Below are 19,440 nucleotides of genomic sequence, written 5' to 3'. Positions count from 1 at the left end.
TCTTCTGCAATCGTACCTTTGGGCCTTCGGGTTGCGGGTGGCCGCTAATTCCCGCCGTTTAATTTGGCTGCACCTCTCCCGTTAGTCGGGTGCGGCCCACTACGTTTCCTTGCCTAATGAGCACCACTGCCTACGAACAGCTCCTGCGCGAAGCCTTCCGCACCGAGGCCGAAGCCGCCCAGTACCTGTCGGCCGCCGACCTTTCGGCCTATAAAACCTTCGAGCAGGCCGGCAAGGCCGACCTGGCCTTCCGCTTCGAGCGGGTGCGCCTGGCCGTGGCCATGAGTATCCTCAAGCTGCTGGCCGACCTGGGCGACCATGAGGAAAGCCGCAAGGTGATGGACGTGCTGCACCGGGCCCTGAAAGCCCGCTCGGTCCAGGAAATCGACGCCACCATCACCAAGGACGCCAAGCTGTTCGAGAAGCTCTACACCAACCTCTACGTGAATGACGACGGGGAGCTGCTGCTGGGCCTCTTCGAGCGCACCCTCGACGCCGACACCAAGGCCCTGATGGAGGAAGTCATTCAGGAAGCGCTGCACGTGGCCCGGGAGCTGGATTTCAGCCACCACGACGAGGACGACGAGGACGAAGCCTAGCCCGTAGCGCGGAATGCCGGGTAAAGGCTTACCTTTTCGGGGCTTTCCGTTGAGCTTGGTGCCAGCGCCAACGGGAGCCGGCGGGCCAGGGGGCCACGCGGCTGCTTCCACCCTACTTTTCGCGTCATGACGTTCGTTTTTCTGGGAGTGTTGCTGCTCCTGCTGGGTTTCAATGCGGCCCGGGTTTCCGAGCGGCTGCTGCGGGTGCGCGGCGGCCTGATCTTCGGCGGCCTGCTGCTCACCATTCTGGGCTTGGCCCTGAGCACGGTGGTCCAGATTGAGCCGGGGCAGGTAGGCGTGCAGGCGTTGTTTGGCCAGATTCAGCCCCGGGTGCTGACCAGCGGCCTGAACGTGGTGAACCCCTTCGTGGACATCACCCGCTTCGACACCCGCACCCAGAACTACACCATGTCGGCTGACCACAGCGAAGGCCAGCGCGCCGGCGATGACGCCATCCGGGTCTTGTCGGCCGACGGCCTGGAAGTGGTTATCGACCTGACGGTACTCTACCGCGTGGTGCCCGAACGTACGCCCCAGGTGCTGGCCACCATTGGCGAAAACTACCAGGATGCCATTGTACGGCCCGTTACCCGCACCCGCATCCGCGACAACGCCGTGTACTACGACGCCGTGGCCCTGTACTCAACCAAGCGGGACGAGTTCCAGAACCGCATCTTCGCCACCATCGAGCAGGACTTCAAGAAGCGCGGCCTGCAGCTGGAGCAGCTCCTGATCCGCAACATTCAGCTCCCGGCCTCGGTCAAGCGCAGCATCGAGAGCAAGATTTCGGCCGAGCAGGACGCCCAGAAAATGCAGTTTGTGCTCCAGAAGGAGCGGCAGGAAGCCGAGCGGAAGCGTGTAGAGGCCCAGGGCATTGCCGACTACCAGAAAATCATCAACGCCGAGCTCAGCGACAAGCTCCTGCAGTACGAAGGCATCAAGGCCAACCGCGAAATTGCCACCTCGCCCAACAGCAAGGTCATCATCATGGGCGCCGGCCGGACGGCCCCGCAGGTCATGATTTCGGATAAGTAAGCCGGCCCAGCCGATGCGGAAGGGCCATGCGGCACGGTAAGAGCCTTTTTTTCTACTTTGCGGAGCCTAAGCGGCGGCCGGCCTACGTGCCCCCGCCGCTCCCGGCAGCGTGAATCGGTGCCCGATTGGTTTTGCTTGCCCGGGCTGCCTACCTTTACCAAAATGGCTTATGCCATCATCCAGCGGCTATTTGGCTGCCTTTCTATTTGCCTGAATGTCTACACCTACAATTCACTACCTGACTACTGCTGCCGAGATGCAGCAGGCTGCTGATGCTCTGCAAGCTGCCAAACGCCTGGCGGTAGATCTGGAATTCGACGACATGCGTCACCGCTACGGCCGCAACCTGGCGCTGATTCAGATCTTTGACGGGCAGGTAGTGTATCTGCTCGACCCCATTCCGCTGACCAACCCGGCCCAAGACCTGGAACCCATCTGGGCCCTGCTGCGCGACCCGGCCGTGGAAAAGGTGTTCCACAGCTGCAAGTCCGACATCCTGCTCCTCGATGAGCTCTACGGGGTGCACGTGCGCAACATTCTCGACACCAGCGTGCAGTATACCCTGCTGGGCGAGTCGGACAATAACATTTCCCTGGGCCGCCTGATTCAGGCCGAGCTGGGGCTGGAAGTAGACAAGGGCGAGCAGAAGTCGAACTGGCTGAAGCGCCCCCTCACCGAGGCCCAGAAAGTGTATGCCGCCAACGACGTGCTCTACCTTTTTGAGCTGGCCGACCGCCTCCAGGCCAAGCTCGCCGAGCTGGGCCGCACCGAGTGGGCCGAGCAGGAAAATGCCGCCCTGGAAGAAGTACGCTACACCCGCGACGACCGGCCCTACCTGCGCATTGCGGGCAAATACCGGATTCAGCCCGCCGAGCTGCCCCTGTTCCGCGACCTGTATATGCTGCGCGACCAGGTGGCCCGGCAGCTCGACAAGCCGCCCTACATGGTCTTTGCCAACGACCGGCTCTCGGAGCTGGTGCGCGCCACCCCGCGCGACGCCAACGACTGGAAGAACACCCGCGGCCTGCACCCCGAGCTTAAGCGCGCCCCCTACCTGGAGCAGCTGGCGGCCCTCTCGCCCGACAACTTCGTGCCCATACCCGAACCGGCCCAGACTGGTGAGCAGCGCCGCTTCCCCTTCCGCCGCCGCCTCACCGGCGACAAAGCCGCCAAAGCCGACGCCCGCGAGCAGCTCCTGACCCAGCTCAAGGGCCTGATTACAACCGATATCAACGGCTACGTGGCCAATCTGGTGCTCTCCAACCGCCTCGTGGCCGACATCATCGAGCTGGGTGCCGACCAGGTGTTGCGTCCCTGGCAGAAGACCATTCTGCAGGACGCCTGCCAGCGCCACGGCCTGGACTACGAGCAGATAGCCCAACCCTTCGCGTAAGCGCTGGCTTCGGCCATCTTCCCCAGCTTCAACAGCAAAGGCCACCCGCCCTGGGTGGCCTTTGCTGTGTTATGGCCTATAGTAAGTTGTCCTAGGAGCCGCCGGTTGAAATGTGACATAGGCATGTCACGTCAGTGACATGCCTATGTCACCTCGATGACATCAGTATGTCACGTCAGTGACATACTGATGTCGGCCGAAGGAGCACTTGGCAGCCTGGGCAGAACGGGCCGTTGTTTCTTTGAAATCAACTGGTCGATTACAAAAACGACGGGGCCTTTCAGCTAATTCAACGGGTCCCTTGGAAAGGCTACCCGAGGAGGTAGCTAGTGGCTAAACTGGGCTTCCTCCGTGGAGCCCACCAGCGCTGCGGTACTGGCTTTGCCCGAGGACACGACGCTCTGCACGGCGTCGAAGTAGCCGGTGCCCACGAACGACTGGTGCTTGACGGCCTTGAAGCCGTGCTGCTGGAGGGCAAACTCCCGTTCCTGCAGCTCCGAGTAGCCGGCCATGCCCCGCTCCCGGTAGGCCCGGGCCAGCTCAAACATGCTGGTGTTGAGGGCGTGGAAGCCGGCCAGGGTGATAAACTGGAACTTGAAGCCCAGGGCCGCCAGCTCCTCGCGGAAGGTTTCCATCTGCTCCACGCTCAGCTTCGAGGCCCAGTTGAAGGACGGGGAACAGTTGTAGGCCAGCAGCTTGCCGGGATATTGCGCGTGAATGCCTTCAGCAAAGGCGCGGGCCTGCTCCAAATCGGGGTGGGACGTCTCCATCCACAGCAAGTCGGCGTAGGGCGCGTAGGCCAGGCCGCGGGCAATGCAGGCCTCCACCCCGGGCCGGACGCGGTAAAAACCCTCACTGGTCCGCTCCTCGTCACTGAGCACGAAGGGCAGGTCCCGCTCGTCCACGTCGGAGGTAATCAGGTCGGCAGCATCGGCGTCGGTGCGGGCCACTACCAGCGTGGGCACGCTGAGCACGTCGGCGGCCAGGCGGGCGGCTACCAGCTTGTTGATGGCCTCCTGGGTGGGCACCAGCACCTTGCCGCCCAAATGGCCGCACTTCTTGGCCGACGACAATTGGTCCTCGAAGTGCACCCCGGCGGCCCCGGCCTCAATCATCATCTTCATCAGCTCAAACGCGTTGAGGTTGCCCCCGAAACCGGCCTCGGCATCGGCCACGATGGGTACCAGCCAGTGCACGTGGCCTTCCCCACTCAGGTTCTGAATCTGGTCGGCGCGCAGCAGGGCGTTGTTAATGCGCCGCACCACGCTCGGCACGCTGTCCACGGGGTAGAGGCTCTGGTCGGGGTACATCTGCCCGGCGCCGTTGGCATCGGCGGCCACCTGCCAGCCGCTGAGGTAAATGGCGTTCAGGCCGGCCTGCACTTCCTGCACGGCCTGGTTACCGGTCAAAGCCCCGAGGCCCGCCACATACTGCTCCGAATGCAGCAGGTTCCAGAGCCGCTCGGCGCCCTGCCGGGCCAGGGAGTACTCAATGCGGAGGGAGTTCTGCAGCTTCACCACGTCCTCGGCCGAATAGGGCCGCTCCACGCCTTTCCAGCGCGGATTCGTGGCCCAGTCGTGCTTAATGGCGGCAATACGTTCTTGCTTGTTCATGGGAGAGTAGATTGAAGTGAAAGGAAGAGGTGAAAAGGAACTGAGAAGCCGGAGGACAAGGCAAAGCGGGGCCCGGCAGGCTGAAAAGCCGCTTTTTGAAAGGGAACAGGAAAAGAATGGAGCTGCCATTCCCCTCCTTGTTGAAAGGAGGGGTGCCCGAAGGGCGGGGTGGTTCGGCGTTGTTTAGTTGTTATCCTAGCCCGTCACGTCGAGCAGCGCGAAGCATTTCGCGGGCTGACGTTGCAATGGCATTGTCATGCTGACTCCTTAGCCCGGCAGCTGCTCGTAGGCCGGCACGGTCAAAAACTCGACGAACTTCTCACTGGTCACCAAGCTGTCGAACAACCGGGCGGCTTGCAGATACTGGCCGCCGGAGTAGCGCTGCTCCCCTACCAGAGCCCGGATTTTCTCCAGCTGCTGGGGCACGTACGACCGGTACAGCTCCACGGTAATTTCGCGGCCGTCGGCCAATGTGGTACCCGGCGTGTGCAGCCACTGCCACACCTGGGCCCGACTAATTTCGGCCGTAGCCGCGTCTTCCATCAGATTATAAATCGGCACGCAGCCGTTGCCGCCCAGCCAGGCCTCGATGTACTGAATGGCCACATCGATGTTGAGCTTCAGCCCGTCCTCGGTAATCGTGCCCTGGGGTGCTTGCACCAGGTCGGCGGCGGTTACTTTCACATCCTCGCGCTTGTTGTCAATCTGGTTAGGCTGGGGCATCAGCTCGTCGAACACGGCCAAGGCCACCGGTACCAGGCCGGGATGAGCCACCCAGGTGCCGTCGTGGCCGTTCCGGGCCTCACGCACCTTATCGAGCCGGACTTTCTCAAGAGCTGCCTCGTTGGCTTCGGGGTCGTTCTTAATCGGAATCTGGGCGGCCATACCCCCGATGGCGTGCACCCCGCGGCGGTGGCAGGTCTGGATGACGAGCTGGGAATAAGCGGCCATAAACGGCACCGTCATCGTGACCTGGGCACGGTCGGGCAACCGGAATTCGGGCTTCAGCCCCAGGCGCTTGATGTAGGAGAAAATATAGTCCCAGCGCCCGCAATTCAGGCCCGCACTGTGCTCCCGCAGCTCATACAGGATTTCGTTGAGCTCGAAGGCCGCCGGCAGGGTTTCAATCAGCACCGTGGCCTTGATGGTGCACTTGGGCATTTTCAACGACCATTGCGCAAAGCCAAAGATATCGTTCCAGAGCCGGGCTTCGAGGTGACTTTCAATTTTGGGCAGGTAGTAATACGGAGCGCTGCCGCGGCTGCACAGCTCGTGGGCGTTGTGGAAAAAGTACAGCCCGAAGTCAAACATGGACGCGCTGATAGGCTCCCCGTCCACTAGTACGTGCTTCTCCACCAGGTGCCAGCCCCGGGGCCGCACGACCAGCGTGGCGGTTTGCTCGTTGAGCTTGTACTCCTTGGTCGGGGTGCTGAGCGAAATGGTCCGGCGCACGGCGTCGCGCAGGTTGCGCTGCCCCTCGATGACGTTACTCCAAGTCGGGGAGTTAGAGTCTTCCAAATCGGCCATGAACACCTTGGCCCCCGAGTTCAGGGCATTGATAATCATCTTGCGCTCCACGGGCCCGGTGATTTCCACCCGGCGGTCCTGCAAGTCGGCGGGTACGGGCGCCACGGTCCAGGGCTTGTCCCGAATCATTTGGGTTTCGGGCAGAAAGTCGGGCAGGATGCCGGCCTCGAAGTCGCGCTGCCGGGTTTCGCGGCGCAGGAGCAGCTCCCGGCGGGTCCGGTCGAAGCGGCGGTGCAGCTCGGCCACGAAAGCCAGGGCCGAGGGCGTCAGGATTTCGGCAAACTCGGGTGAATAGGCACCCACCACTTTCACCCGTTCGGGCGTGAGGTAGGCGGGGGGAGAAACCAGGGTTTGGGGCTCAGCGAAAGGTGACATAGGCTTAGGGTTTTGGAGAGAAGCGGGAAAGAATATAACCAAACATACGTCAGCGAATTTTATAAGTCAAGCGAATATTCGCTAAAATTTATAAAAGTTGGTTTTTACGTATTTTTGCCAGGCTTTTAGCCCAATATCTTTTCTCCGTAGTCGTTTCCCGTTGCCGGCTTGTGCAACGAGGAGCCTGCTTCTGTATTCCCACTATGCTCAGTCACGGTCAGGTTGTCCGGTTAATTTTCGGTTTGAAACTGCGCGAGCTGCGGCAGGAACGCGGCTTTACTCCCGCCGAGCTAGCCCGAGCCTGCGACGTGTCGGTGTCGTACCTGAATGAAATAGAGAAGGGCAAGAAGTATCCCAAAGCCGATAAAATACTGAGCCTCAGCAAAGTGCTGGAAGTAAGCTACGACCAGCTGACCTCTCTGACCCTGAGCCGCAAGCTGGAGCCCATTTCCGAGCTGCTGCAGTCGGATTTGCTCAAGGAGTTTCCCCTGGAAATGTTCGGACTGGACCCGGTGCGCATCGTGGAGCTGATTTCGGACGCCCCGGCCAAGATGAACGCCTTCATCGGGACGCTGTTCGAAATTGCCCGCAACTACGAAATGCGGCAGGAGCACTTCTTTCTGGCGGCCCTGCGCTCCTACCAGGAGATGCACGACAACTACTTCGAGGAGCTGGAGCAGGACGTGCGGACCTTCATTGGCCAGGAAAAGCTGATGGTGGCCGCACCCTTCGCCACCCGGCAGCTGGAGCGGGTCCTGACCGAGAAATACGGCTACACCGTGGACCGCACCAAGCTGGGTGAATACGCCAGCCTGGGCCGGCTCCGGTCGGTATTTCAGCCCAAAACCAAGCGCCTGCTGCTGCGCCCCGGCCTGACGCGGGCCCAGGAGGCCTTCGTGCTGGGCCGGGAATTGGCCTTCAACTACCTGAATCTGCGGGAGCGGCCCTACGTGAATGCCTCCTTCCCGGTGCGCAGCTTCGACGAGGTGCTCAACAACTTCAAGGCGTCCTACTTTGCCGGGGCCCTGCTCATGGAAGAGGAAAACCTGACCCGGGACTTTCAAAAGCTGTTTGCCGGCAAAAAGTGGGACCCGTCGGCCTTTCTGGACCTGATAACCAAGTATGACGTGTCGCCGGAGATGTTCATGCAGCGCATCACCAATCTGCTGCCCCGGCACTTCGGCCTGCAGAGCCTGTTCTTTCTGCGCTTCGACCAGGCCAATGCCAAAGCGGGCTTCTTGCTGACCAAGGAGCTGCACCTCTCCCGCCTGCACAACCCCCACGGCAACGAGCTGCATGAGCACTACTGCCGCCGCTGGGTGTCGTTGCGCCTGATTTCGGAGCTGCGCCAGGAGCCGCTTTCGGGTACGCCCAATACCGCCATTTCGGCCCAACGCTCCCACTATTTCGGCACCGACGACGAGTACCTCTGCCTGACCCTGGCCCGGGCCGGCGCCCCCGACGAGCCCGCCGTGAGCGTCACCGTGGGCCTGCTCTGCGACGACAACCTCAAGCAGAAAGTCAGCTTCCTCGACGACCCGGCCATTCCGGTGCGCATCGTGAACGAAACCTGTGAGCGGTGCGCCATCTACGACTGCGAAGTGCGGGCCGCCGCCCCCATCGAAATCGAGCGGAAGCAGCGCACCCAGGAAATCGAAGCCGCCATTGCTACGCTGGTCAATGGGGGGTAGGTTTTAGTTGTTGGTTATCAGTTGTCAGTTGTCAGGTAGAACGTCCTGTCGAGCTGCGCGAGACATCCCGCGGGCTGACGTTGCAGAACTATTTACTATGTCGTGCTTGATCTGGCGTCCGCTTGTCGAAGCGTCTCTCTTGCTAACATAAAATCATTTACTGTTGCGGTAGAGATGCTTCGACAAGCGGACGCCAGATCAAGCATGACAGCTACCATTGCACGAGAGATGTCTCGCGGTGCTCGACAGGACGTTCTACCTAACAACTGACAACTACCAACCAACAACTAACTATGTCTTCTGCCAAAGAACAGTTTGACCGCCAGGCCGCGCACTACAACACCCAGTGGAACACCTGGAGTGAAGAGTTGCTGCGGTGGCTGCTGGAGCACGCCCAGGCCCAACCCACCGATACGGTGCTGGACGTAGCCACGGGCACCGGTTTCACGGCCCTGGCTTTTGCCCCGCACGTGCACGCAGTAGTGGGCCTGGATGTATCGACGGGGATGCTGGCCGAAGCCCGCAAGCGGCAGCAGGAACAGGGAATATCTAACGTAACCTGGCAGGAAGGCCCGGCCGAAGCACTGCCGTTCCCGGACGCCTCGTTCAGCATCGTAACCTGCCGGGTGGCGCCCCACCATTTCGACTCGGTGCCGCAGTTTCTGGCCGAAGTGCGGCGGGTGCTGCAGCCCGGTGGCCGGTTTCTGCTGGCCGATACCTGCGTGCCCGACAATCAGCCGGAGCTCAACGAGTGGCAGAATTACGTGGAAAAGCTCCGGGACCCGTCGCACGCCCGCAACCTGGAGCCCCGGGAGTGGCGCGCCGCCATTGAAGAGGCCGGCCTGCAAGTGGAAACGGTGGCAGAAGCCGCCCCCGACGGAGCCATGCAGCTCAACGACTGGCTGACCAAAGCCGGCTGCACCGGGGAAACAGCCGAAGTGGTCCGCCAAGAGTTCCAAAACGCTTCGGCCCAGGCCCGGCAGCAGTTTCAGATTCGGGAGCTTCCGGGCGCAGACTTTACCTTTGTCTGGCAACGGGTGGTGGCCAAGGCCGTTAAGCCCTAAAACAAGCCGTATTTCAGCGTTTTGAGTCAACAATCTTCTTCTGCGTCTACTCCGCTCTGGTGGCGGGTCGGGCGAATTTTGCTTTTGCTGCTGCTGCTGGCCGGTGGCTTCGGGGGCTTTAAGGCCTGGCAGCTGCTGTGGAAGCCCAACGTGGCCCCGTCGGCCTTTGGCCCGGCCTACCTCTACATCCGCACCGGGGCTTCCTACCAGGCCGTACTGGATTCGTTGGAGAAGCACGAGCTGCTGCGCGACCCGGAAAGCTTCCGGCAAGTAGCCCAGTGGCGCGACTACCCCGCCCATGTGCGCCCCGGCCGCTACCTGCTCACGCCGGATTTGGGCAATTCCGCTTTGCTTGACAAACTCAGTCAGGGACCCCAGGACACGGTAGCCTTCACCCTCGACGCCTTTAAGTACAAGCCCCAGCTCGTGCGCCAGGTAGCCCGGCAGCTCGAAGCCGACTCCGGCCAGCTGCGCCGCTTGCTCAACGACAACGGCCTGCTGCTGCGCCGCTACCACCTCGACACGACCACCATCCTGACCATGTTCCTGCCCGGGCCCTACAAGTTTGAGTGGAACACCTCGGCCGCTCAGTTTCTGGACTCGGCCGCGGCCGTGCACGGTCGGTTCTGGACGCCCCAGCGCCGGCAGCGGGCCGATTCGCTGGGCCTCACACCCACCCAGGTGCACGTACTGGCCAGCATCGTGCAGCGCGAAACCTCCGAGCCCACCGACAAGCCCATCATTGCCGGCGTCTACCTCAACCGCCTCAAGCACGGCATGCGCCTGCAGGCCGACCCCACCCTGCTCTGGGCCATCGGCAACTTCGGGGTGAAGCGGGTGCTCAACAAGGACAAGCTCGTGGACTCGCCCTACAACACCTATAAGCACAAAGGCCTGCCGCCCGGCCCCATCACCTCGGCCAACCGTAGCACCCTGAACGCCGTGCTCAAGCCCACGGCCCACCAGTACTACTTCTTCTGCGCCCGACCCGACCACAGCGGCTTCTCCGACTTCGCCGCAACCTACGCCGACCACAAGCGCAACGCCCGCAAGTACCAGCACACCCTCGACAGCCTGAAGATTCTGCGCTAAAAAGCCCGTAGCGCAGTAGCGCGAACTTTGTAGTTCGCGTGCCCCGCACCTCTGCAACGGTTACCGTTCAACCACGCGAACTACAACCGGAGGTCAGCGCCGCCACGTCTGGTTTCCAGACTTGCGCCCCTACCGGAGCCGGTAGAGCCGCAGATGCGCCCCGCCGCTCCGCTTGACCCTGTGCTGGAGCTTTATCGTTTCCTTCATGCTCAGCCCCGTGTATTCCGAGTGTTCCAAGAACAGCAGCGGCGCGCCCAGCATCGGCTCCGGCCACTCCGCCACCGGTTGCTGCCGCCGCAGCGAGTCGAACTGCTGCACGTTGGTCACCACGTAGTAGTCGTCCAGCAGCACGTACTGATAACCGCGCTGCCGGAACTGCGCCAGCTGCTTTTCGGACGTAATGGCCACCACCGAATCGACCCCGAACGGGGCCAGGCCCAGGCCCACCGTACTGACCACCTTCGTAGTGTGGTGTTGCCGTAGCCACTGCGCCACCTGCGGGTAGCTGCTCGGTGTGTAGGCATATACTTCCCGCTCAATCTTGTTTAGGTTAAAGGCGCAGGCAACCAGCAGCAAGGCCGCCAAAAGCCAGCCTTTTACATCGCGCCGCACACTCAGAAAGGTCAGCGTGTAGAACAGTCCATACGCCAGCAGCAGCCCCCGGGGCGCCTTCAGCAGCAGCGACATGCCCGCCAGATAGGCGTAAGCCCACACGGCCAGGTAGCGCACCAGATTAATGCGCCGCAACTCGTGGAACAGCTCTTGTTTCCACACCAACGGCAGGGCTATCAACCACATCAGCACGACTCCCGACGACTCATACTGCAGCAGAAACCACGGGTAATACGCCAAATCGAGCTGCACGCTGCCCTGCCGCCCGGCCGCGTTGGCCGCCCCCGGAAACAGCACGTTGTAGTACACCGCCGGCCACCGGTACCAGGGCAGCCCGGCCAGCACCCCAAGCAGGCCGAACACCACGAACGGCGCGGCCAGAATACCCACCACCCGCAGCCAGTTGCGCCGCTGCCCGAGCAGTCCGTCCCGCTGCAACAGCTCAAAAACCGCCAGAATCGGCAGGGTCAGGATAAACTTGTAGTTGATGCTCAGCCCCAGGGCCAACCACAGCGCGGCCCGCCGCAAGTGCTGGTCCGTGGGTGTTTCCAGCCGCCGGTAGTACGCCCGCAGCAGCCCGGCAAACACCAGCAGGGAAGCCGAGCCCATGGTAAAGTCGCGGCCCGAAAAGGTCAGAAACACCGAGGTGCCGATAAAGAGCGTGAGCAGGGCCGTTTCCCAGGGCTTCAGCCGGGCTATGTCGGCCACAAACCACGCCAACGCCCCCACCGCCGCCACGGCCAGCAAGGCATTGAGGTGCTGAAAGACGTGGAAGTTGGTCGTCACCCAGGCCACCGGCACGTAGAGCACCGAGAAGCCCGGACTGCCGTGGTGAAACAGGTTGCGCAGATTGCCGTGGGCTATTTCCTGCACAATCTGCCAGTTGCGCACCGAGTCGTAGTCGGGCAGGGCGGCCTGGCCCAGGCCGTAGAGGCGCACGGCGGCCACCACCAGCAGGGCCAGCAGCACGGGCAGGGCATTTTTTAGGGACAGATTATCGTTCTTCGTGGCCGTCATGCAGCAGGTGCGGGTGCCGGTTGGCTTCGCGAAGTACGACAACCCGCTCCAACATTCAGCTTTTCCGCCCCCTTCCTCCCTCCGTCCCATGCGAGTAGTCATTCAACGCGTCAGCCAGGCCAGCGTCACCGTCGAAGGCCGCATTACCGGCCAGATTGGCCCCGGCCTGCTGGTGCTGGCCGGCTTTGCCCCCGACGACACCACCCAATCCCTCGACTGGATTGCCCGCAAGCTGGTGCAAATGCGCATTTTCGGCGACGAGGACGGCAAGATGAACCGCAGCGTCCAGGACATTGGCGGCCAGGTGCTGGTCGTGAGCCAATTCACCCTCCTGGCCGACGCCCGCAAAGGCAACCGCCCCAGCTACACCGGCGCCGCCCCGCCCCCCGTCGCCATTCCCCTCTACGAGCAGTTCGTCCGCATGCTCGAGCAGCTCCTGGGTCAACCCGTCCCCACCGGCGAATTCGGCGCCGACATGAAAGTGGAGCTTCTAAACGACGGCCCCGTCACCATCGTCCTGGACTCCCCGGAGCGGTGAAGTGGTGAAATTGTGAAATGGCGAGTTGTCGTTCTGGCTGCCCGACACGCGTGTCATTGCGAGCAACGCGAAGCAATCCGTCCCCTGAAATGTACCGAGCCTTCCAAACTGAAAAGCCCCTTACTCCCGCGTGTAGTAAGGGGCTTCATGGTAAAAGAACGTGACTACCTTCGCAGAGGACGGATTGCCACGGCTGCGCTTCGCAATGACGCACCATTCGCGCCAGCCGAACAACAACTCACCATTTCACAATTTCACAATTTCACAATTTCACCACTTCACCACTTCACCGTATGTCCATCGAAGAAGCCCAACAAACCGTTGATACCTGGATTCAGACCACCGGGGTGCGGTATTTCAATGAGCTGACCAACATGGCCATGCTCACCGAGGAAGTCGGGGAAGTCGCCCGCATCATTGCCCGCCAGTACGGAGAGCAGTCCTTCAAGGATTCCGACAAAGACAAAGTGCTGGCCGACGAGCTGGCTGACGTGCTCTTTGTCGTCATCTGTTTGGCCAACCAAACCGGCGTCAACCTCACGGAAGCCTTGCAGCGCAACCTGGAAAAGAAAACCCAGCGCGACGCCACCCGTCACCAGCAAAACGAGAAGCTCCGCTAGCTCCTCCGCGCTCCTTACTAGCAATCGACACCGGTTCAAGGTCGTTCGACACCGTACTTCGAGTGTTCGTCACCGCTTCGGGACCGTTCGACAACGCTTCAGGACCGTTCGTCACCGCTTCGGGGCCGTTCGACACCATGCTTTGAGCGTTCGACGCCGCACTTGAGGCGTTCGACACCGCACTTATAACCTTCGACGCCGTACTTCAGGTGTTCGATAAGCCAACAGGGCGTCCGGAAGCTACTTCCGGACGCCCTGTGTTGTTTCTGTGGCGCATAAGGCTAAGCATTGACCACCAGTCGCCCCTCCCGCCAGATGGGCAGCACCGAATGGGTATCGAGCTGCACGCAGTACTCAAAATCCTGGTTGGCCTCCAACGAGTTGAGCCGCCGCACGTGCGCCGATGCCAGCAGGTAATCCGCCAGATCGGGCTTGGCCTGCTGCCACAGATGCAGGGCCGCCAGCGTTGCGTCGCTGCTCGCCGTGTCGAAATCAGCGGCCAGCCGCTCGGCCAGGGCCCCGCCAAACACGGTGTCTTCGAGGTTGAACATCCCCTTCCAGCCGGCGCACACCACCACCACATCCTTGTTCTGGGCCCGCACAAATTCGGCCACGGCCGCCAGATTCAGAAAAGCGCCTATTATCACGGCATCAGCGGCCAGGGAAAGATGCAGCGCCCGGGTTCCGTTGGTGGTCGTGATGGCCACGCCCCGGCCCCGCACCGGCAGCACCCCATCGAGGTAGCCAAACGGGGAATTGCCCAGATCAAAGCCCTCGGCCTGCCGCCCGTCGCGCTCCGCTGCCGTCAGGTAACCTGCCGCCGCCCACGCCCGGCACTCGTCCAGCTCGCTACAGGGCACAATATCCGTCACGCCCGCCGCCAGGGCCGTCACAATCGAGGAAGTAGCCCGCAGAATATCCACCACCACGGCCACCTTCCCTTCCAAGCGGTACAACGGCAACAGCTCCGGACTAAAGCAAATATCAACTGAGGGCATTTGAAAAAAGGTATTGAGTAATCAGAAGGGAGAAAGAACGAAAAGAAACAAGAACGTCATGCTGAGCTTGCCGAAGCATCTCTCCCGCAATAGTAATCAAGTTACTTTGGCGGGAGAGATGCTTCGGCAAGCTCAGCATGACGCTACTAACAGAAAGGCAAAAGTTCAGCCGCTTACGCCTCTTCCGTGCCTTTCACAAACGGCAGTTTCACCACCGTAGCAGGGAAGTTCTTGCCCCGCACCTGCACGAAAATCTGACTACCGGGCGCGCTAAACTCGGTTTTCACGTAGCCCAGCCCGATGCCCTTGCTCAACGACGGCGACTGGGTACCGGAAGTCACCTCCCCGATTTTCTCCCCGGCCTCGTTCACCAGCTCGTAGTGGCTGCGCGGAATCCCGGCCCCGTCCATCAGGAAGGCCACCAGCTTGCGGCTCACGCCCTGCTCCTTCTGGGCCTTCAGGTTGCCGGAGTTGGTAAAGTCCTTGGTAAACTTGGTAATCCAGCCTAGGCCGGCTTCCAGCGGGGAAGTCGAGTCGTCAATGTCGTTGCCATACAGCGAGAAGCCCATTTCCAGCCGCAGCGTGTCGCGCGCGCCCAGCCCGATGGGTTTCAGGCCAAAGGGCTGACCCGCCTCCATAATCTTGTCCCACACCTGCTGGGCGTGCTCATTCGGGATATACAGCTCGAAGCCGCCGGCCCCGGTGTAGCCCGTGGCCGAGATGATGACGTTCGGGGCCCCGGCAAACGTGCCCTGCACAAACGAGTAGTACGGAATGCTCTTCAGGTCAGCGTCGGTCAGGCTCTGCAGCGCGTCGGCGGCTTTGGGACCCTGCACGGCAAACAGGCTGGTCTGGTCCGAAATGTTTTCCAGCTCGGCCCCGCCGGTATTGAACTGGCTGATCCAGTTCCAGTCCTTGTCAATGTTGGAGGCGTTTACCACCAGCATGTAGTCTTCGTCGGCCAGCTTATACACCAGCAGGTCGTCCACGATGCCGCCGTCCTGGTTGGGCAGGCAGGAATACTGGGCCTTGCCGTCGGTGAGCTTGCTGGCGTCGTTGCTGGTCACGCGCTGAATCAACTCCAGGGCCTGGGGGCCGCGCACCCGGAACTCGCCCATGTGCGACACGTCGAAAATGCCCACGGCGCGGCGCACGGTGCGGTGCTCTTCCAGGTCGGAGGAGTAGCGCACGGGCATGTTGTACCCGGCAAAGGGGACCATTTTGGCACCCAGCTGCTGGTGCACGTCATTGAGGACAACGGTTTTGAGTTCTTCGGCCATGGGGCGGGTTGGGAGGTAGAAGGGAGGTTTTGCGCAGGTCCGGGAAGAAAGGACCGGGCGAAATTAGCCAATTCCACCGGCCGGACCGTACAAGATCAACCACTCCAGCCGGATTTGTACGATGCAGGCGCCGGGGCCGGGCTGGGTTTTTCGGGGCTGCTTACCTTTGCCCCTCTTTTGTAGCATGCCCCCGCCGGGCAGTTCCCATGAATTTAGATATCAAACAGGACTTTGAAACGGCCATGCTCAAGCATGTGCTGTTCAAGTCCAAGCTCCGCTCCTTCCTCTACGGCAGCGCCCTGGCCGAAGGTCCGGCCCGCGACCCGGACCAGTGCAGCCTCGGCGTCTGGATTGCCGAGCGCCGCCGCAGCGCCTGGGGCTCCGTGCCCGAGTGGGCCGCCCTCGACCGGACCCACCGCCAGGTGCACCAGCAGGCCAATGCCCTCATGGATATGTACCTGCAGGGCTTTACCGAGCAGGCCCGCGAAGGCCTCACCGACCTGCTGCCCCTCACCGACCGAATCACGGACCTGCTGCAAACTATCCAGAGCAAGCTGCGTACGCCTCGCTAACTCTCCCGGTCCTTTCCGTAGCGGCGCCGCATGAAGCTCAAGCTTTCCACCAAACTTTTTGCTGGTTTCCTGGTCATTTCGGCCTTGTTTGCCCTGGTCGTGTTCGTCAACTACCAGCTCTCGCGCCAAGTGCTGCGCAACTCCGAGCGGGTGCAGTCCTCCCAGCTGATTACAGCCGAAGCCTCGGCCCTGTTCCGCAATATCATTGATATGGAATCCGGCTTCCGGGGCTACATGCTCATTGGCAGCGAGGCCGTGCTCCAGCCTTATTATCAGGGTGAGCAGGAACTGCTCCAGCAGTTTTCGGCCTTGCGCAACCAAATTGCTGCCGACGACCCGCAGTATGCCCGCATCGTCCGGATTCAGCGCCTCTACCACCAGTGGTCCGCCTACTCCCACCTGTTGATTAGTGAGAAGCGCGAAGCCCGCCGCCGCAACCCCGACCAGGTCGGGATGCAGGGCATGGTGCACCGCAACCTGGCCGAAAGCCTGACCGGCAAGCAGATTATGGACCAGATCCGGGTGCTGTTTGCCGGCTTCGAGCGCACCGAGCTGGCCGACCGCGACAAGGTGCGGCAAAAGCTGGAAGACAGCATCCGCCAAACCCGCCTGATTTCGATTATCGTCACGGTGCTGGCCATCGGCATCGGCTTGCTCTGGGCATCTTACATCACCCGCCTCATTGCCCGCCGCATCGAAATGATGGTGGGCCTCTCGACCCAGATTGCCACTGGCGACTACAACACCCGCATTCATGATCCGGAGCAGGACGAGCTCAGTGAGCTGGCCGACTCGCTCAACGTCATGGCCCGCACCATCGACTCGACCATCAACCAGCTGGAGCGCCGCAACCAGGAGCTCGACCAGTTTGCCTACGTCGTGTCGCATGACCTGAAAGCGCCGTTGCGGGGCATCGAAAGCGCCTCCCGCTGGATTGAGGAAGACATGGGCCAGGATGTGCCCGACCACATCCGGGAGTTTCTGGTACTGATGCGGACGCGGGTGCACCGCATGGAAAATCTGATTAGCGGCATCCTGGATTTGGCCCGCATCGGGCGCACTAAGCAGGCCGATGAGCGCATCAACGTGCGGGAGCTGCTCAATGAAATCGTGGACTCCCTGGCCCCGCCGCCCGGCTTCCGGGTAGAGCTGCCCACGTATCTGCCCACGATAATGTCGAACCGGGTACAGCTCCAGCAAGTATTTACCAACCTGATCAGCAACGCCCTCAAATACCACGACCGGCCCGAGCAGGGTGTAGTACGCATTGGCTGCCGCGAAGACCGTCAGCAGTATACCTTCTCCATCGCCGACAACGGCCCCGGCATCGACCCGGAGTATCACGAGCGGATTTTCGTCATTTTCCAGACCCTGGTGGAGCGTGACACGCTGGAAAGCACCGGCGTGGGCCTGGCTATCGTCAAGAAAATTGTGGAGCGTCAGGGCGGCACCATCCACGTCGAATCCACAGAAGGCCAGGGCGCTACCTTCACCTTTACCTGGCCCAAGGAGCGCGCCCTGCAGGCTGAGCGCCGCAATGCGTCCGCCCAAACGGCACCTAAAACCGTCTGAATATTAAAACTTCCGTATAGAAGGTAGTTTCTGACCTGAACTTCCTTTCCACCCCCAATATGTCAACCGCCGAACTTGCCCCCAGCATTCTGCTCGTCGAAGACGACCAGATGGACATCATGAATGTGCAGCGGGAGTTACGCAAACACGATATCAACGTCCCCCTGCACATTGCCAAAAACGGCCGTGAAGCCCTGTCCCTGCTCAAGGGGGAAGGCGGGCAGAACCAGATTCAGAAGCCCAGTGTGGTTATGCTCGACATCAACATGCCCCGCATGAATGGCCTGGAGCTGCTGGAAGCCCTGCGTTCCGACCCCGAATTCGTGGGCCTAAACGTGTTCATCATGACCACCTCCGACCTGGAAACCGACCGCCTCAAAGCCCGGGACCTAGCCGTGAGCGGCTACATCATCAAGCCCCTGAACTTCGACCAGTTCGGCGAAGGCGGCTCTACCGTCGACGGCTTCAGCCTCTTCCTAGACCTGCTCCGCCTGAAGGATTAAGTGGTGAAATGGTGAATTTGACGTTGTAATGGCGCGACAGGCATGGTCTGGGTTATGGCGAGCAACGCGAAGCCATCCGTCCTCTGCGCAGCACGCCCCGTCCTTATTACCAGAAAGCCCTTTCCCGTATCGAACGAGAAAGGGCTTTTCACTTTAGGAAGCTCAGCACATTCCGCCCATTCTCCACATCCCAACACATTAGCACCCTAACCCAGCACACTGACTACAGCAGCCGGAAGCCCATGCGGTGGTGCTCACTGGGGCCGTACTCCCGGATGGCGGCGCGGTGCTTTTCGGTGGGGTAGCCCGCGTTTTGCTCCCAGCCATACATGGGGTACTCCAGGGCCAGCTCGTGCATTCGGTCGTCGCGAAAGGTTTTGGCCAGCACCGAGGCGGCGGCAATGCTGCGGTAGCGCCCGTCGCCCTTCACGAAGCACGTGTGCTCGATGCCCGGGTAGGCGCGAAACCGGTTGCCGTCCACAATCAGGTGCTGGGGCGCCTGAGGCAGCTGGGCCACGGCCCGGTGCATAGCCAGGTAGCTGGCCTGGGCAATATTGATGGAGGCAATTTCGGCCGTATTGGCTTCACCTACCGCCCAGCTCACAGCTTCCCGGCAGATTTCCTTGCGGATGGCCTCGCGCCGCCGCGCCGTCATCAGCTTGGAGTCGTTGAGGTAGGCGGGAGCAAAGTCGGGGGGCAGGATAACGGCGGCGGCGAAAACCGGGCCGGCCAGACAGCCGCGGCCGGCTTCGTCGAGGCCCGCTTCCAGCGGAAGGTTGGTGTGGGAGGCAAGCAGCATAGGGGCGGCGAAGGTACAACCCCGCGCCGCGCCGGCCCAACCCCATTGCCGAGTCAGCTATAAATAAAAAGGCCTCCCCGGCAGCCGCAGCACCCGGAGAGGCCCTTTTCAGAAAAAGTAAGCACAAAGTAAAACGGAGAAGTAGGCGTTGATACCAATGCTCTACAAGGCTCTGGAACAACAACTCACCACTTCACCACTTAGTGGCGGCCGGCGGTAGTGCCAGCATCGGGAGCGTCAGGCTCGCCGCGGCGGTTGCCCTGCTTGTCACGAGGGCCTTCGTCAATGGCGTCGTCCTCGTCGGAAGTGACATATACGTTGGTAATCGGGCCGAGGCCACCCGTGTTCTGGGCTAGCTCCGCTTCGGCCTGGGCGTGTTTCAGGTTGAACAAAGGGTCTCCGGGCTGGGACTGGGCGGACTGGTTTTTGGGTTGATTTGCCATAAAAATATCCGGTACCGGCTGGGATGTAAACAGCCAATTACTGACTGGTACGCACCCCGTAGCGTTGGGGTTGAGGTCGGAGCGGCCGGAAGCCAAA

The 19,440-nt window shown here is 61.4% G+C and carries 18 protein-coding genes; 11 read left to right on the top strand and 7 right to left on the bottom strand.

The window, feature by feature from the left end; all coding sequences use genetic code 11:
- Positions 1 to 116 precede the first annotated feature (116 nt).
- The 3 genes from CLV45_RS23100 (at position 117) to CLV45_RS23090 (ending at position 3,027) form a co-directional block, all read left to right on the top strand.
- Entirely contained in the window at positions 117 to 599 is a 483-nt protein-coding gene (locus CLV45_RS23100; RefSeq protein WP_100338873.1) for a hypothetical protein, read from the top strand.
- A gap of 126 nt (positions 600 to 725) precedes the next feature.
- Positions 726 to 1,634 carry a prohibitin family protein gene (locus tag CLV45_RS23095; protein ID WP_100338872.1) on the top strand — a complete coding sequence of 303 codons (909 nt, stop codon included), beginning with the start codon at positions 726 to 728 and terminating at the stop codon, positions 1,632 to 1,634.
- Between the two features lie 214 nt (positions 1,635 to 1,848).
- Positions 1,849 to 3,027 carry a ribonuclease D gene (locus tag CLV45_RS23090; protein ID WP_100338871.1) on the top strand — a complete coding sequence of 393 codons (1,179 nt, stop codon included), beginning with the start codon at positions 1,849 to 1,851 and terminating at the stop codon, positions 3,025 to 3,027.
- 326 nt (positions 3,028 to 3,353) lie between these two features.
- On the opposite strand, the gene aceA is transcribed toward CLV45_RS23090, so the two are convergent.
- Both aceA and aceB read right to left on the bottom strand, forming a co-directional pair.
- A complete protein-coding gene (gene aceA, locus CLV45_RS23085) occupies positions 3,354 to 4,640 on the bottom strand; it encodes an isocitrate lyase (protein ID WP_100338870.1) in 1,287 nt (428 codons plus the stop codon).
- Positions 4,641 to 4,907: 267 nt separating this feature from the next.
- Entirely contained in the window at positions 4,908 to 6,542 is a 1,635-nt protein-coding gene (gene aceB / locus CLV45_RS23080) for a malate synthase A (RefSeq protein ID WP_100338869.1), read from the bottom strand.
- A gap of 242 nt (positions 6,543 to 6,784) precedes the next feature.
- Here aceB and CLV45_RS23075 point away from each other — a divergent pair, with 242 nt between their 5' ends.
- The 3 genes from CLV45_RS23075 (at position 6,785) to mltG (ending at position 10,389) form a co-directional block, all read left to right on the top strand.
- A complete protein-coding gene (locus tag CLV45_RS23075; protein WP_170061922.1) occupies positions 6,785 to 8,233 on the top strand; it encodes a helix-turn-helix domain-containing protein in 1,449 nt (482 codons plus the stop codon).
- Positions 8,234 to 8,526: 293 nt separating this feature from the next.
- Complete coding sequence (locus CLV45_RS23070) at positions 8,527 to 9,297, top strand: class I SAM-dependent methyltransferase (protein WP_100338867.1); 771 nt, start codon at positions 8,527 to 8,529, stop codon at positions 9,295 to 9,297.
- Positions 9,298 to 9,381: 84 nt separating this feature from the next.
- A complete protein-coding gene (mltG, locus tag CLV45_RS23065) occupies positions 9,382 to 10,389 on the top strand; it encodes an endolytic transglycosylase MltG (protein WP_157807755.1) in 1,008 nt (335 codons plus the stop codon).
- 129 nt (positions 10,390 to 10,518) lie between these two features.
- On the opposite strand, the gene CLV45_RS23060 is transcribed toward mltG, so the two are convergent.
- The gene (locus tag CLV45_RS23060; RefSeq protein ID WP_100338865.1) at positions 10,519 to 12,018 is read right to left on the bottom strand and encodes a hypothetical protein; all 1,500 of its coding nucleotides are present in this window, start codon (positions 12,016 to 12,018) and stop codon (positions 10,519 to 10,521) included.
- Between the two features lie 88 nt (positions 12,019 to 12,106).
- Here CLV45_RS23060 and dtd point away from each other — a divergent pair, with 88 nt between their 5' ends.
- Both dtd and CLV45_RS23050 read left to right on the top strand, forming a co-directional pair.
- A complete protein-coding gene (dtd, locus tag CLV45_RS23055) occupies positions 12,107 to 12,556 on the top strand; it encodes a D-aminoacyl-tRNA deacylase (RefSeq protein ID WP_100339054.1) in 450 nt (149 codons plus the stop codon).
- A 293-nt stretch (positions 12,557 to 12,849) separates the two neighbouring features.
- Entirely contained in the window at positions 12,850 to 13,176 is a 327-nt protein-coding gene (locus CLV45_RS23050) for a nucleotide pyrophosphohydrolase (RefSeq protein WP_100338864.1), read from the top strand.
- 281 nt (positions 13,177 to 13,457) lie between these two features.
- On the opposite strand, the gene CLV45_RS23045 is transcribed toward CLV45_RS23050, so the two are convergent.
- Positions 13,458 to 14,174, bottom strand: coding sequence for a 2-phosphosulfolactate phosphatase (locus CLV45_RS23045; protein ID WP_100338863.1), 717 nt, complete (start codon positions 14,172 to 14,174; stop codon positions 13,458 to 13,460).
- A gap of 173 nt (positions 14,175 to 14,347) precedes the next feature.
- Positions 14,348 to 15,454 carry a glycine cleavage system aminomethyltransferase GcvT gene (gcvT, locus tag CLV45_RS23040; protein WP_100338862.1) on the bottom strand — a complete coding sequence of 369 codons (1,107 nt, stop codon included), beginning with the start codon at positions 15,452 to 15,454 and terminating at the stop codon, positions 14,348 to 14,350.
- 206 nt (positions 15,455 to 15,660) lie between these two features.
- Between gcvT and CLV45_RS23035 the strand changes: the two genes are divergently transcribed.
- From CLV45_RS23035 to CLV45_RS23025, 3 genes are read left to right on the top strand one after another with little or no spacing between them, the layout of a single operon-like run.
- On the top strand, positions 15,661 to 16,026 hold the full coding sequence (locus CLV45_RS23035) for a CZB domain-containing protein (protein ID WP_100338861.1): 366 nt from the start codon (positions 15,661 to 15,663) through the stop codon (positions 16,024 to 16,026).
- Positions 16,027 to 16,056: 30 nt separating this feature from the next.
- Positions 16,057 to 17,598, top strand: a complete 1,542-nt coding sequence (locus tag CLV45_RS23030) for a sensor histidine kinase (RefSeq protein WP_100338860.1) — start codon at positions 16,057 to 16,059, stop codon at positions 17,596 to 17,598.
- Between the two features lie 59 nt (positions 17,599 to 17,657).
- On the top strand, positions 17,658 to 18,101 hold the full coding sequence (locus CLV45_RS23025; protein ID WP_100338859.1) for a response regulator: 444 nt from the start codon (positions 17,658 to 17,660) through the stop codon (positions 18,099 to 18,101).
- A 223-nt stretch (positions 18,102 to 18,324) separates the two neighbouring features.
- Here the strand turns inward: CLV45_RS23025 and CLV45_RS23020 are convergent, their stop codons facing one another.
- Both CLV45_RS23020 and CLV45_RS23015 read right to left on the bottom strand, forming a co-directional pair.
- The gene (locus CLV45_RS23020) at positions 18,325 to 18,900 is read right to left on the bottom strand and encodes a ribonuclease HII (protein ID WP_100338858.1); all 576 of its coding nucleotides are present in this window, start codon (positions 18,898 to 18,900) and stop codon (positions 18,325 to 18,327) included.
- A gap of 200 nt (positions 18,901 to 19,100) precedes the next feature.
- On the bottom strand, positions 19,101 to 19,343 hold the full coding sequence (locus CLV45_RS23015; protein ID WP_157807754.1) for a hypothetical protein: 243 nt from the start codon (positions 19,341 to 19,343) through the stop codon (positions 19,101 to 19,103).
- Positions 19,344 to 19,440 lie beyond the last annotated feature (97 nt).

This window comes from Hymenobacter chitinivorans DSM 11115, from assembly GCF_002797555.1.
Lineage (GTDB): Bacteria > Bacteroidota > Bacteroidia > Cytophagales > Hymenobacteraceae > Hymenobacter > Hymenobacter chitinivorans.
This window is presented reverse-complemented; position numbering and strand designations above follow the sequence as displayed.

Excerpts from the sequence above, each read along its gene's own strand:
- CLV45_RS23100 (WP_100338873.1), top strand. The coding sequence starts at position 117 with ATGAGCACCACTGCCTACGAACAGCTCCTGCGCGAAGCCTTCCGCACC.
- CLV45_RS23095 (WP_100338872.1), top strand. The coding sequence starts at position 726 with ATGACGTTCGTTTTTCTGGGAGTGTTGCTGCTCCTGCTGGGTTTCAAT.
- CLV45_RS23090 (WP_100338871.1), top strand. The coding sequence starts at position 1,849 with ATGTCTACACCTACAATTCACTACCTGACTACTGCTGCCGAGATGCAG.
- aceA (WP_100338870.1), bottom strand. The coding sequence starts at position 4,640 with ATGAACAAGCAAGAACGTATTGCCGCCATTAAGCACGACTGGGCCACG.
- aceB (WP_100338869.1), bottom strand. The coding sequence starts at position 6,542 with ATGTCACCTTTCGCTGAGCCCCAAACCCTGGTTTCTCCCCCCGCCTAC.
- CLV45_RS23070 (WP_100338867.1), top strand. The coding sequence starts at position 8,527 with ATGTCTTCTGCCAAAGAACAGTTTGACCGCCAGGCCGCGCACTACAAC.
- CLV45_RS23060 (WP_100338865.1), bottom strand. The coding sequence starts at position 12,018 with ATGACGGCCACGAAGAACGATAATCTGTCCCTAAAAAATGCCCTGCCC.
- dtd (WP_100339054.1), top strand. The coding sequence starts at position 12,107 with ATGCGAGTAGTCATTCAACGCGTCAGCCAGGCCAGCGTCACCGTCGAA.
- CLV45_RS23050 (WP_100338864.1), top strand. The coding sequence starts at position 12,850 with ATGTCCATCGAAGAAGCCCAACAAACCGTTGATACCTGGATTCAGACC.
- CLV45_RS23045 (WP_100338863.1), bottom strand. The coding sequence starts at position 14,174 with ATGCCCTCAGTTGATATTTGCTTTAGTCCGGAGCTGTTGCCGTTGTAC.
- gcvT (WP_100338862.1), bottom strand. The coding sequence starts at position 15,454 with ATGGCCGAAGAACTCAAAACCGTTGTCCTCAATGACGTGCACCAGCAG.
- CLV45_RS23035 (WP_100338861.1), top strand. The coding sequence starts at position 15,661 with ATGAATTTAGATATCAAACAGGACTTTGAAACGGCCATGCTCAAGCAT.
- CLV45_RS23030 (WP_100338860.1), top strand. The coding sequence starts at position 16,057 with ATGAAGCTCAAGCTTTCCACCAAACTTTTTGCTGGTTTCCTGGTCATT.
- CLV45_RS23025 (WP_100338859.1), top strand. The coding sequence starts at position 17,658 with ATGTCAACCGCCGAACTTGCCCCCAGCATTCTGCTCGTCGAAGACGAC.
- CLV45_RS23020 (WP_100338858.1), bottom strand. The coding sequence starts at position 18,900 with ATGCTGCTTGCCTCCCACACCAACCTTCCGCTGGAAGCGGGCCTCGAC.
- CLV45_RS23015 (WP_157807754.1), bottom strand. The coding sequence starts at position 19,343 with ATGGCAAATCAACCCAAAAACCAGTCCGCCCAGTCCCAGCCCGGAGAC.